The organism is Paenibacillus sp. FSL R7-0198 (assembly GCF_038000415.1).
In the GTDB taxonomy this organism is placed as follows: domain Bacteria; phylum Bacillota; class Bacilli; order Paenibacillales; family Paenibacillaceae; genus Paenibacillus.
Genome location: NZ_JBBOCB010000001.1, coordinates 5,160,494 through 5,173,157 on the forward strand (window position 1 = coordinate 5,160,494; position 12,664 = coordinate 5,173,157).

At 43.8% G+C, this 12,664-nt stretch carries 13 protein-coding genes; 12 read left to right on the forward strand and 1 reads right to left on the reverse strand.

Annotated elements, in window-relative coordinates; translation table 11 throughout:
• Positions 1-10 precede the first annotated feature (10 nt).
• The 10 genes from MKY87_RS22345 (at position 11) to MKY87_RS22390 (ending at position 8,067) form a co-directional block, all read left to right on the forward strand.
• Positions 11-595 carry a VanZ family protein gene (locus tag MKY87_RS22345; RefSeq protein ID WP_340966271.1) on the forward strand — a complete coding sequence of 195 codons (585 nt, stop codon included), beginning with the start codon at positions 11-13 and terminating at the stop codon, positions 593-595.
• An 86-nt stretch (positions 596-681) separates the two neighbouring features.
• Positions 682-1,203 carry a hypothetical protein gene (locus MKY87_RS22350; protein ID WP_340966272.1) on the forward strand — a complete coding sequence of 174 codons (522 nt, stop codon included), beginning with the start codon at positions 682-684 and terminating at the stop codon, positions 1,201-1,203.
• 251 nt (positions 1,204-1,454) lie between these two features.
• The gene (locus MKY87_RS22355) at positions 1,455-1,706 is read left to right on the forward strand and encodes a hypothetical protein (protein WP_143023589.1); all 252 of its coding nucleotides are present in this window, start codon (positions 1,455-1,457) and stop codon (positions 1,704-1,706) included.
• A 32-nt stretch (positions 1,707-1,738) separates the two neighbouring features.
• Positions 1,739-2,647, forward strand: a complete 909-nt coding sequence (locus tag MKY87_RS22360; protein ID WP_047841976.1) for an ABC transporter ATP-binding protein — start codon at positions 1,739-1,741, stop codon at positions 2,645-2,647.
• Entirely contained in the window at positions 2,640-3,431 is a 792-nt protein-coding gene (locus tag MKY87_RS22365) for an ABC transporter permease (protein WP_338591987.1), read from the forward strand. Before MKY87_RS22360 ends, MKY87_RS22365 begins: the two co-directional genes overlap by 8 nt.
• Before the next feature lie 175 nt (positions 3,432-3,606).
• Positions 3,607-4,680: an AI-2E family transporter gene (locus MKY87_RS22370; RefSeq protein WP_081745953.1), complete on the forward strand. Its 1,074-nt coding sequence runs from the start codon at positions 3,607-3,609 to the stop codon at positions 4,678-4,680.
• A 216-nt stretch (positions 4,681-4,896) separates the two neighbouring features.
• Positions 4,897-5,292: a GntR family transcriptional regulator gene (locus MKY87_RS22375; RefSeq protein ID WP_264931832.1), complete on the forward strand. Its 396-nt coding sequence runs from the start codon at positions 4,897-4,899 to the stop codon at positions 5,290-5,292.
• Positions 5,293-5,633: 341 nt separating this feature from the next.
• A complete protein-coding gene (locus MKY87_RS22380) occupies positions 5,634-6,416 on the forward strand; it encodes a DUF1648 domain-containing protein (protein WP_340966274.1) in 783 nt (260 codons plus the stop codon).
• A gap of 59 nt (positions 6,417-6,475) precedes the next feature.
• A complete protein-coding gene (locus MKY87_RS22385; RefSeq protein WP_340966275.1) occupies positions 6,476-6,913 on the forward strand; it encodes a copper amine oxidase N-terminal domain-containing protein in 438 nt (145 codons plus the stop codon).
• Positions 6,910-8,067 (forward strand): alpha/beta hydrolase family protein, encoded by a 1,158-nt coding sequence (locus tag MKY87_RS22390; RefSeq protein ID WP_340966277.1) that lies wholly within the window; start codon positions 6,910-6,912, stop codon positions 8,065-8,067. Before MKY87_RS22385 ends, MKY87_RS22390 begins: the two co-directional genes overlap by 4 nt.
• Before the next feature lie 118 nt (positions 8,068-8,185).
• On the opposite strand, the gene MKY87_RS22395 is transcribed toward MKY87_RS22390, so the two are convergent.
• A complete protein-coding gene (locus MKY87_RS22395; RefSeq protein ID WP_091033797.1) occupies positions 8,186-9,544 on the reverse strand; it encodes a hemolysin family protein in 1,359 nt (452 codons plus the stop codon).
• A gap of 376 nt (positions 9,545-9,920) precedes the next feature.
• Between MKY87_RS22395 and cls the strand changes: the two genes are divergently transcribed.
• Together cls and MKY87_RS22405 are read left to right on the forward strand one after the other, a co-directional pair.
• A complete protein-coding gene (gene cls / locus MKY87_RS22400) occupies positions 9,921-11,360 on the forward strand; it encodes a cardiolipin synthase (RefSeq protein WP_340966280.1) in 1,440 nt (479 codons plus the stop codon).
• 348 nt (positions 11,361-11,708) lie between these two features.
• Positions 11,709-12,620 (forward strand): YitT family protein, encoded by a 912-nt coding sequence (locus MKY87_RS22405; RefSeq protein ID WP_036611290.1) that lies wholly within the window; start codon positions 11,709-11,711, stop codon positions 12,618-12,620.
• The last annotated feature ends 44 nt before the right edge of the window (positions 12,621-12,664 follow it).

The following is a 12,664-nucleotide window of genomic DNA, read 5'->3' on the forward strand; positions in this document are numbered from 1 at the left end:
CGAGAGAGATATGAAAGTGGTGAAGATCAAAATGATGGAGGAGGGCTCCGGGCGCACGAGACAAAAGCATGTACGAAGAACGTACGGATTTCTTATAGCTCTGTTACTGATTGTGATCTGGATTCTGGTCATCTGGTCGATGTCTACCCAATCTTCTCAGCAGCAGGACATTCAGCCTTGGCTTCATAAATGGTCCCAAAGAGTGCAGATTGGCTTCGTACTTCCTGATATTCAATTCACATATGGGGAGTATGAGTATTCCCTGAAGCAGCGACCGTATGATTTTGCTGAGTTCATCTTTCGCAAGAGTGCGCACTTATTTGTATACGCTGTGCTCGCCATGCTTGTGTATGGCGGGCTGCGATACAGGAGAATCCGCATCATGACTTGTATTGTTGTTGCTCTCGCTATGGTGCTTATCATCGCATCCATTGATGAGTATATTCAGCAGTTCAGCCCGAACCGGACAAGCACAATACGTGATGTTGGTGTGGACTTGCTTGGCGGTTGCTGTGGAATTGCCATATATGCAGGACTTCAGTTCATTATCCGCAGGATCTTAAAGAAAAGGCGTGCTTCAATTCAGGATAAGTGATTTCCCAGGAAATGCTGTCTTCAGAACCTGCTTCTACTTGTCTTCCAACCATCATAAGTATGGAGTAGGACAAGGAGGGCGAAGACATGCTGCGAAGAAGGAACAGGAATGCTTTGCTCAAGAAGATTGGCTTCATCGCGATCATTCTAATATTACTATGGTTGATCGGCAGAACCATTCCGTATTTATTTCGTGCAGATACACCGGATGAAGCTGCAGCTGTTGCCGAAGAGTTTTACAAATACGAGCAGACGGGTGACTTCGGCAGTTCGTGGGAACTCTTTCATCCCATAATGAAAGAGCGGTTTCCCAAGAGTGCTTACGTACAGAACAGAGCACATATATTTATGCAGCACTTTGGCGTGGAAACGTTTGAGCTGGAGATGGAAAAGCCGGAGCGCGAGTTTGATGTAACGGTGATCGATGGCGTTAAGCCATTTTCTGAAGCCTACAGAATCCAGGTCACCCAGAAGTACTCAGGTACCTTTGGCCAATTCGATATTGTGCAGACCTGTTATCTTGTAGAGGATGGCGATGAGTGGACATTACTCTGGTATTATCCAAATCAGAAAAATGAGGATACCTCGCAGGTCGACAATAGTGACTGATCAGGAAATAATATTAACCCATACGTTGCACCGAATTGTATCATTTACCTTACATGAAGCTCTGTAAATGCGAGACTTTTGTCGCATTTATGGAGCTTTTTTTGTGTTTTTCTTGTTTTTATGCCTGTAAAGCCTTGACAACAGTCCCGGTGTCAAGTAAATTACGAGATAGATACAAAATGTATCAATTTTCAGCGTCTAACGACAAATAACAAGGACTTCTAAGCTCCTTGTGAGGGGAAGGAATATCATTGATCGAAACGGGCCGCTTTTACTGTGTCAGTTGTGGGATGATTGTGTCGGTCGCTAGAAGCTCTGTCGAAATGAAGGAAGAGGGCAATGGAGGCAATCACGTATTTCGCACCGGATTCTACCGGAGTGAAATGCCGCTTGGATGCTGTGAAGCGTGTGTAGTTGAAGCGAAACGTCAGGGGAAATCCCAGTTTGCGGGACAATATACTAAAGATTATGATACACTATGTGCATATGAGAAACGGGCATGAAGTATATGCTCGTCCATGAAGGAGGGGATTGAATGCAGCAGGAGCCGGTCGTCCGGATTCAGGGCGTCAGCAAAATCATATCCTCCCGATCATTGGTCAGCGACCTGACTCTGGATATTTCTCCGGGGCAGGTTTTTGGTTTTTTAGGACCTAATGGCGCGGGGAAAACAACAACGATTCGGATGATGGTTGGACTGATGTCCATCAGTAAAGGTGATATTTTCATCTCGGGACACAGTGTGAAGAATGAATTTGAGAAGGCGGTAGCCCAGGTAGGAGCTATTGTGGAAAATCCGGAAATGTACAAGTTTCTGACCGGGTACCAGAATCTCGTTCACTTTGCCCGCATGTCGCCGGGAGTTACAAAAGAACGCATTGCGGAAACGATTGAGCGTGTGGGGCTTACGGCTCGTATTCACGATAAGGTCAAAACCTATTCACTGGGCATGCGCCAGCGTCTGGGTGTCGCGCAAGCGATATTACATAAACCGAAGCTGCTTGTACTGGATGAGCCGACTAATGGTCTGGACCCACAGGGTATACGGGAACTGAGAGATTATTTGCGTCAGCTCACCCAAGAGGAAGGTATTACGGTCTTTGTATCCAGTCATTTGTTGTCAGAGATGGAGCTGATGTGTGATACGGTGGCCATCATCCAGAATGGCAAGTTGATTGATGTAAGAAACCTTCGGGCTGAAGCTGGTTCGGATGCATTAATCGAAGTTGCTTTTGAGCTGAATGATGCAGACCGCGCTGCGGATCTGATTCAGGGTGCTGTCGTACAGGGCAATGTCCTGGTGATGCGGGTGTCTCGTGAGCAGATTCCGGATATCAATGCCAAGCTGGTTAGCGAAGGGTTTCAGGTATACGGTATTCGTAACGTGACTCACACCCTGGAAGAACAATTCTTGCAAGTCACTGGGGGTGGAGGCATTGGGTAGTTTTGGTAATCTGATATTGAATGAGAATATGAAAATTTTCCGTCGTCCCCGTACCTGGATTATGTTATCGATTCTGGCGCTGATCTCGCTATTAATGCCAGTGTTACTGCGAGAAGGCATGGGGTCCAATGAAGTGTTGTACTGGGAAGCGGCTGTAACGACCATCCAGATTACGTTTTTCCTGAACACGATCTTCTGTGTCGTGATTGCAGCGGAATCGGTCGCGGGCGAATTTACCTGGGGAACCATTAAGCTATTGCTGATCCGTCCATGGTCACGAAGCAAAGTTCTCGCTTCCAAATATCTGACCGTCATTGGCTTCAGTATTGTCAGTACATTGCTGGTCATCGTGATGGCCATGCTAACGTCTTATATCCTTTTCTCGCATGATGCGCCGGGAGGAAGCAGTAGTCCGGCTACGAATGCTCTGACGTTATGGGGATATTTGTACGTTGATCTGTTCATTACGCTTGCGATTGCCTTTATGGTGTCCTCCGTATTTCGTTCAGGTGCACTTGCGATTGGATTGTCCCTGTTCATTATGTTCTCACAGAGTATCTTCTCACTCATATTCAATCCGGTCCGTTATGAGTGGGCCAAGTATGTTCTATTCAACAACATGGATCTTAGCAAATACATGACCTCCGGGGCGGATTTTGCGTTAATGGGTGGTCCAAGTGCAGGAATGACACTGGGATTCTCTATTGCAGTTCTGGCGGTGTATTACGTTATTTTCATGGTGATTTCCTGGGTTGTATTCAGCAAAAGAGATGTGGCAGGCTAACGCCTGCTTCTTTTTTTTGCTCTAATGCTGTTTTGGAAAGAAAAAAGGGTATATTCAACATCGCCTGTGGCATGACTGTCATTTAAGGGTACTTAGTATCATAAGTAAATGACTAGATATACATATGAACGCCGCAGTCACTTTGGCAGAGCAGCGCATGGAGGGATCACGTTTCTTGATAAATAACAAGTTCTACCGCATATGCACAGCGATTATTCTGCTGCTGCTCATCGTGTATCTGGGGGAAAAAGTGAACTTTATTTTCAGCCCCCTGACCTCACTGATTCACATCATCATCATTCCGCTGCTGATTGCCGGTTTCTTCTATTATCTGCTGCGTCCGCTCGTCGATTATATGGAAAGGCATAAGATCAAGCGTGCATTATCAGTTCTGATTATTTACGTCGTAATTGCATTAATACTTGCAGGTTTTAGTGTGCTTGTATGGCCTTCCCTGCGTGAACAATTAATGAATTTCGTGGAGAATGCTCCAGCGTTGGTTACTTCACTCAGCGATCAGTTGAATGCACTTGAAAAGAGCAATGTTGTATCCAGATACCTGCCTGATGATTCCAATCTATTCTCACGATTATCCGATGTTCTGAGCCAAGGGATCACTCAAGTAACCAATTATGTCTCCGGGTTATTCTCCGTGGTATCCAATCTGGTTATTATTCTGGCAACGTTCCCGATCATGTTGTATTACATGCTCAAGGAAGGCAGCAAGTTTGGAACGAATCTGACCTTATTGTTGCCAAGGCATTATCGAAAGGATGGGGAAGAAACCGTCCATGAGATCGATGAAGCACTAAGCAACTATATTGTTGGCCGGGTTATTGTTAATGTAGCCTTGGGGATTCTGATGTACATCGGTTTTCTCATTTTAGGTTTGCCTTACGCATTGCTGCTGACTGTTGTATCGATTATTCTGAACTTCATCCCTTATGTGGGTGCTTTGCTGGCAGCTATTCCGGTTGTCATTGTTGCGTTTATCGAATCACCTTCGATGGCGATCTGGTCACTGGTCATCATTGTAATCGCACAGCAAATTCAGGATAACCTGATCTCACCTTATGTCTATGGCAAACAGCTCGATATTCATCCACTGACTACCGTTATCCTTTTGCTCGTGGGTGCTGACTTGGGAAATATCTTGGGTATGATCATCGTGATTCCCCTATATATGATTCTGAAAATTATAGTTCGCAAAATCCATTATCGGATTGTCGAAGATAAGACTGAAACTTAAATGGAATTTGAAATACAACGCTGTCATGTACCACTACTAATATTTGTTCTTGAATCACATCGATAAGCTCAACAGGATAAGCCGCATATCAATGGTGAAGGGTCAGGTAAGTTTGCCCTCGCCATTGTTATGCGGCTTTTTTCTCATACATATTGCTCACTTATGTTATAGCTGTTATACTTGATATATAACAGATAACAAAAAGAAGGTGAACTCTTGATTATTCAACTGGATATGCAATCCGAACTTCCTATCTATTCGCAACTTGTTTATCAAATTATTGAAGGCATTGCTAGTGGTGAGTTACAGCTAGGTGAGGCGTTACCTTCAGTTCGGAATTTGGCCGCAGATATCGGTGTTAACCTTCACACCGTCAACAAGGCTTATACATTACTCAAGCAAGATGGATACATCCTGGTTCATAGACAAAAGGGAGTTGTAGTGAACCCTGATGGAATGCCTGGTTTAACGGATGATTTTTTGAAAAAGCAGCAAAGCGAATTAAGACCGATTATTGCCGAAGCGATCTGTCGCGGAATGACCAAAGAGGAACTATCTGCGGTGTTAGACCAAATGTATGATGATGTGAAGATGGGTCACAACAGAGAATAACGAATCAAGGGAGTGTGTTATGTATGCAACTATTTAGTATATTACCTATCATTTTAATCTTTGCTCCATTAGCCTTACTTCTATCCTTTGCACCATATGTGACAAGGGAAACCATTAGCTTTGGGGTTACGGTAAGTCAATATAATTACTACACACCCATCTTACGTAAGCTAAGGAGTACATTTGCTACAGTAAGTCTGATCGGAAACGGGATGATTATACTTGTCTGTCTGTATTTTCTCCGATCTGCTAATGAAGATTCTACCGCAATAATTACCGGTGTTAGCACAATGATATTTATTCTGTACTGGGCAGCACTACAGATATTATTTCATTTCAAGATGAAAAAGATAAAAGGATCACTTACAACTGTAGAAGCACCTCAAAGAGTTAAAATCGATACCACCTTCCGCCAAAATAAACTCACCTATTCCAACTATTGGTTTCTCATTCACATTGCTATTATTGCAGCCGTTGCGATCATTTCGATCCTGAATTATAAGGCACTCCCTAACGTCATTCCAATAAAATATGATCTTCAGGGCCATGTCACTTCCAGTGTGCCTAAAACCTATCTCTCGGTACTGGCTATTAATCTTGTACAGCTAGGAATCATTGCACTTATGATGTTGGTTAACTGGAGTATTAAATCAAGCAAACAACAGCTTACTACGTCTAATCCGGGCCAATTTGCTGCTGAAAATATTCAATTCCGCCGTAAATGGTCCCTGTTTACGCTTGTAACAGGCTTACTTCTTACCATTTTATTTGCCTTCATTCAGATCAATATGTTCGTCTCTAATCTGGTCTTGTTAACAGCTATTAGCTTCATCACTCCTGTGGTGATCGTGTTAGGTGTTGTATGGCTGTCTCTCACAGGCAGACAAGGCGGCGGGAAAATTCGGAATCATCAGGAAGATCGCGAACGATCCAAAGAACAGCCTGTGAATGACGATGATCATTGGAAGCTTGGTTTTATTTACTTCAATGCCAATGATCCTTCTTTAACCATAGAAAAGCGTTATGGAATAGGCTGGACGATTAACTTCGCTCGTCCACTATCTTGGGTCCTGCTGTTATTCATCATTGCTATTGTTGTTATAAGCATAGTCCTAAGCCAATAAAGGCTCATAATGCTATGCATATAATAGATGAAATTAATTATTAGGAGGAGTTAATTACAATGAACAATTGGAAAAAGCTATTACTTTCTCTTACTTTCGTAGGTCTCATCCTTCCGGTAACATCCATCTCAGAAGCTGCTGAAAAATCCGCTGGTAGTGAAAATCTTGTTCCTATTCGTGAGATTGCAGAAAAGAATGGGGCAGAGGTATCTTGGCAACAAAAGACAGGAGAAATCACAATACGAAAAAGTGAGCTTACGATTGTAGTTAAGGTAGGAGAGAAACAGGCGATGGTGAATGGGCAAGCCATATCCTTAGACAATCCTGTTCAGTTAACGAAAGGAGTTACCTATATGGATGGGACATTTCTTTCCGAGACGCTGAAGGCAGAACCTGAGGATATATTCATTTCCCTTATTAGTGAGGGCGATGGCAAGGAGGCTGCCAAGTATGTTCATACCTCTGTGAGTGGGGAGTGTTGTCACCCACGTTGTTGAGTCAGCTGTGGGGAGCTTTAGAAGGACAAAATGGCAAAATTACAAGTGAAGCCATAGCTAAACACGTAGAAAATAACACAGTGCATCGCAATGTCACCTATACGTTCAAAACAGAGCTGACTCGTTTAAATATTACGGTCAGAATGAATCATAACGGACTTGTGGATGATTTGCATATTGCCGCAGCTACGCCAGATGTGTATCAAAAACCAAGTTACGATGACCCATCTGCCTATACAGAACAAGATATTACGGTTGGTCAGGGTGATTTAGCTTTGCCAGGGACATTAACTTTGCCCAAGGGAGAGGGACCTTTCCCGGTTGTCATTCTGGTACACGGATCTGGGCCTAGCAATCAAGATGCTGCCATTGGTGGTGCAAAACCGTTTCGCGATCTTGCGGTAGGTTTGGCTTCACAAGGAGTTGCCGTATTAAGATACGATAAGGTTACGTATGAGCATACCTATAAGGTGGCTTCACAGCCTAAATTCACATTAAAACAAGAGAGCGTAGATCAGGTAAACGATGCAGTGGAATTGCTTAAAAAGAATGCACATATTGATTCTACAGCGATTTTTGTAGCTGGACATAGTCAAGGCGGGTTTGCAATGCCGTTAATCATTGCTGAGGATAAACAACATGATATTGCAGGAAGTATTCTACTTGCTGCACCAAGTAGTAGCTTTGCGGATGTGCTTACCGAGCAGCAGGACGAATTGGTAGAGCGGATGAAGCAGCTTGGTTTAGACACAGATGTCATTCAAGGGCAAGCTGATTTTTATAAAAATGTAGCTGCGATGGTTAAAGATCCAAAATATTCTGTAGATCATCTTCCTGAGGCGTTTCCACTTCAACCTGCTTATTGGTGGTTTGAGCAGAGAGATTATGTACCTGCGGAACTGGCTAAAACACAAAATACACCTATGCTTGTTATACAAGGCGAAAACGATGTGCAAGTGTCTATGAATCAATTCCAAACCTGGAAATCGTCTCTTCAAGGTCATTCCAATGTAACGTACAATAGCTATCCAAAGGTAAATCATCTGTTATCCAGCTATGATGGACTTTCAATCGGTCAAGAGTACGCTGAGCCATCTAATGTCTCCAAAGCCATTATCGATGATATTGCGAAGTGGGTATTAAAATCAAACTAAAACGGGAGTTCCAATCTTGGTTGAGTGATAACATGGGGAAGTGACACATGGGGCGAGATAAGAAAAGGAGCACTTACCATTATAGGCAAGTGCTCTTCTTTTTATTGTTAAGGTTGCTTTATTTAGACCAATTGGACTCTTTCTCGTCTTCATCGGTATAATCAGACATGGTCAGTGGTTCCTTGGGAACAACGGCCACTTTGTAGAACCGATTCTTGTCTTTTTCCAGCAAAACAAAGATCAGATTCTCGAACTCATATTCTTCCTGTTCGTTCATCTCGGGACGATGGCTGTAGAGCCATCCACCAATGGTGTCCCACTCATCTGCATCCAGGCTGGACATAAACATGTCGTTCACCTTCGATAAGGAAACCTTGCCATCCATAATGACATAGTTCTCATTGATGACTTGAATATCTTCCACTTCGTCTGCGTCGAACTCGTCGCGAATCTCACCAACAATCTGCTCAAGCACATCCTCAATGGTTACAATTCCGGAAGTTCCTCCATATTCGTCGACAAGTACGGCGATATGTACGCCATCCTTCTGCATTTTCTTGAGCAAGTCCTTCACAGGAGTTGTTTCGTGAACAGCCGATACAGGCTGAATCAGGGAGGATAGATCGACAGGTTCATCGTTTCCGTATAGTTCCAGGAAGAATTGTTTCGTATTAATGATACCGATGATATCGTCTTTACTCTCATTCACTACTGGAAAACGTGTATATTGTTCTTCACGAATGATCTCCAGGTTTTCCTCGTTTGTTCTATTCACATAAAGGCAGACCATATCGGTCCGGGGTACCATAATTTCTTTGGCTAACATCTCATCAAAAGCAAAGATCCGGCTTACATAACCGAACTCGGCTTGGTTGATTTTACCACTTTCAAAGCTTTCATTAATGATGATCTGCAACTCTTCTTCGGAGTGTGCATCTTCATGTTCAGAAGCAGGTTTGATTCCGAACAGTTTTACCAGTTGGTTCGCTGAGCCGTTTAACAGCCAGATAAAAGGATACATAATTCGGTTAAACCAGATGATAGGTGTAGACGTCAGCAGTGCAACAGTCTCGGCTTTCCGGATTGCAATCGTTTTTGGAGCGAGTTCACCAACCACAACATGCAGATACGTGATGGAAGCAAACGCAATAACAAACGATAAGAATGAAGAAACCGCCTCAGGAATTTGCATGCTTTCGAACACAGGGTGGAGAATCTTCTCTACCGTTGGTTCTCCCAGCCAGCCCAGTCCCAGAGATGTGATCGTGATTCCAAGCTGGCAGGCAGACAAATATCCGTCCAGATTGGCAACGGCTTGTTTAACAGCCAGCGCACGCTTGTTTCCTTCTGCAATCATTTGGTCGATCCGGCTCGGTCTAACCCGTACCAGAGCGAATTCCACTGCGACAAAAAACGCCGAAAGTCCTATCAAAATCGCAACCAATACTAAATTTAACGCATACCTCTCACTGTCCATTCACTACTGTTCTCCTTTAAGTAATAAGTTTTTAACGATTATTATATCTAATTTTACGTAAGAAGACCACCTCCAGACAAAGAAATGAGGAAGAGTCTGGAAGGTGGAATGAGCAGATTGGCGTCACAATGCGAATCTGCTCCATCATTAAACTGATATGTAGAAGGTAACACAGTCAGAATATACAATGAACAAAGTAGAAATTTGAATTTCCAGAATGAAGTATTCCGTCTGCTTATGTAAAGTTTTATCTAAGCAAACGTTACGAATAGGGGGTACATTGGGTATCTATGATTAGCTGTATACATAATCGTCAAAGATGTGTAGGTGAGAGAAAGGCAAGGTCATGAAGCTTGCCACTTGAGGAGGAAGCCGAATGTTCTGGCTGGTCATTATATTACTCGTATTTATTTTCCAGGCAGCCACAATTCTTTTGCTGGAATTTCGTAATCCGGCTAAAGCTGTGGCTTGGCTGTTTATTTTGTTCTGCGTGCCTTTGATCGGTTTTGTAGTGTACTATTTCGTAGCGCAGGATTATAACAAACGAAAAAAGCTCCGCAAGGGTGGATCGCGCATCTTCCGTGAAATGAAGGAAACGATCTGGGAACAAGCCCAAATCATTGGAGATGTCGAACAGATGCCGGGCGATCGTTTCAGTCACCAGCATCGATTGTTTAACCTGTTATCTCATCTGTCGGAGAGCCCGATTACAGGTTGTAACCACAGTACGGTGCTCACAAATGGTGAAGAGGCATTTGCGGCAATGCTGAGGGAAATGGAAAAAGCAAAGCACCATCTGCATGTGGAATTTTACATTTTCCGTGATGATGTGATCAGTACGAAGTTTCAGGATGTCATGATTCGCAAGGCACAGGAGGGCGTGAAGGTTCGGTTTATATGTGACGGTCTCGGCAGTCACAAGATGAGCTGGAGTTTTATCCGCAAACTGCAGGATGCAGGTGTGGAGTTTCATTATTTTCTACCGCCACTGATTGCCACGATTGACCGAAGAGTCAACTACCGGAATCACCGTAAAATAGTCGTTGTGGATGGACAGGTTGGCTTCGTGGGTGGCATTAATGTAGGCGATGATTACCTTGGACAATATCCGGAGGTGGGTTTCTGGCGGGATACACATGTGCAGATCGAGGGAGATGCCGTGTACTTCCTGCAAAGTACGTTCCTGAACGACTGGAAATTGGCTTCCGGTGAGCGAATTACCGAACCCCAGCTTGCGGAATTGTTTCCACCTCATATCTGTAGCGGGGAAGAACGAATTCAGATTCTGGCCAGTGGGCCGGATCAGGACTGGGATGCCATTCAGGAAATGTGTTTTGGGGCCATTTCGGTAGCCTGTGACCGGATTTACATTACCACACCTTATTTTATTCCTGATCCTGCCCTGTATGAGGCACTCAAAACAGCTGCTGTCAGTGGTGTTGATGTGAAAATTATCATTCCGTATCAATCCGATTCAAAGCTTGTTCATTTGGCGTCCCTTTCATACGTAGAGGAGTTACTGCGAGCAGGTGTTGAGTTTTTCCAATATCGCAAAGGTTTTGTACATGCCAAAGTGATGATTGTGGATGAGTTGCTTGCAACGGTAGGCACGGCCAATATGGATATGCGCAGTTTTTTTTGCAATTTTGAGTTGACGGCTGTCCTGTTCGAGTCCTCTCCGATTCGTCGTTTGATCACTGACTTTGAACGTGATCTCGGGGAGTGCAGTCAGATCGATGGGGAGGTATTTCAGAAGCGTTCACGACGGCAAAAAGGTGCAGAAATGCTTTCTCGGATGCTTTCACCGCTTCTTTAGCCGATTTAGGGCAGATTTCTGAAGATAAGTTCACTTTTTGTGAATTTATCTTCTTTTTGCTAAGTATTTTGCGCAAATTTGATCTTTTATGATATAATAGATATATAAATCATGTCTTGGCGAAGGAGGGGAGTCTGCGGGAAAACAGGCTCCCTTTTGCTCTCTTTTGAAAGTGCAAACCGGGATGAATAACATTTTGAATCCATTTTATATCGCCTTTAGATGCTTGCGCTGTATAGCCAGGGTACATATAGAACGCAGTTTGCTGTTCTCCATATGTAGATTCACCCTGAGTATTTAAATGATTTATAAAATGGATTCACACATTGATTTAACGGGGGGGATACCATGTCCAATGTAACAGTGAAAGAACTAACAGCCAAGCAAGCTGACCGCGGGGTCAAAAGCTCGGTGTTTACATTAAAGCTGCTGCAACGTATTGTGATGATTCTGATCGGTGCTGCACTAATGGCTGTATCGCTTGAAGTGTTTCTCGTACCGAATGGTGTTATTGATGGTGGGATTACGGGGATTTCAATTATGGTGTCAGAACTTACAAATTTGCCACTCGGAGTATTCCTGACCTTGCTCAACTTGCCTTTCCTGATTCTGGGTTACAAGCAGATTGGTAAAACATTTGCGTTATCCACGCTGCTGGGGATTGTGGTCATGTCCATCGGGACATCATTATTGCACCATGTTCCTGCATTAACACCAGGGGAGCCTTTGCTCGGAGCTGTATTTGGCGGATTGATCCTGGGTGTGGGTGTTGGACTTGTCATTCGGTCTGGCGGTTCACTGGATGGTACGGAGATTGTGGCCATCTTGCTTAGTGAGAAGTCACCTTTGTCTGTAGGACAGATCGTATTGTTCATTAACGTGTTTATTTTCGCAGGTGCAGGATTTGTATTCGGCTGGCCGAATGCCCTGTATTCCATGATTGCATATTATATTGCGATGAAGATGATTGATATTGTGAATGAAGGACTTGACCAGTCCAAATCGGTATGGATCATTAGTGAGAAATATCGTGATATCGGTTCAGCCTTGACAGACCGTCTTGGTCGTGGTGTAACTTTCCTGGATGGAGAGGGCGGATTCAGCGGGGACGAGAAAAAGATCATTTTTGTCGTGATCACCCGTTTGGAAGAAGCGAAGCTGAAGACCATCGTTGAAGATTGGGACCCGCAAGCCTTTGTAGCTATCGGTAACATTCATGACGTGAAGGGCGGACGTTTCAAGAAAAAAGGTATCCATTAGCGAATTATATACGCATGAATGATAATAGCCGACACCCTTGTGAT

Coding starts and splice junctions, on each gene's coding strand:
- MKY87_RS22345 (WP_340966271.1), top strand. CDS start 11: ATGAAAGTGGTGAAGATCAAAATGATGGAGGAGGGCTCCGGGCGCACG.
- MKY87_RS22350 (WP_340966272.1), top strand. CDS start 682: ATGCTGCGAAGAAGGAACAGGAATGCTTTGCTCAAGAAGATTGGCTTC.
- MKY87_RS22360 (WP_047841976.1), top strand. CDS start 1,739: ATGCAGCAGGAGCCGGTCGTCCGGATTCAGGGCGTCAGCAAAATCATA.
- MKY87_RS22380 (WP_340966274.1), top strand. CDS start 5,634: ATGAAAAAGATAAAAGGATCACTTACAACTGTAGAAGCACCTCAAAGA.
- MKY87_RS22385 (WP_340966275.1), top strand. CDS start 6,476: ATGAACAATTGGAAAAAGCTATTACTTTCTCTTACTTTCGTAGGTCTC.
- MKY87_RS22395 (WP_091033797.1), bottom strand. CDS start 9,544: ATGGACAGTGAGAGGTATGCGTTAAATTTAGTATTGGTTGCGATTTTG.
- cls (WP_340966280.1), top strand. CDS start 9,921: ATGTTCTGGCTGGTCATTATATTACTCGTATTTATTTTCCAGGCAGCC.
- MKY87_RS22405 (WP_036611290.1), top strand. CDS start 11,709: ATGTCCAATGTAACAGTGAAAGAACTAACAGCCAAGCAAGCTGACCGC.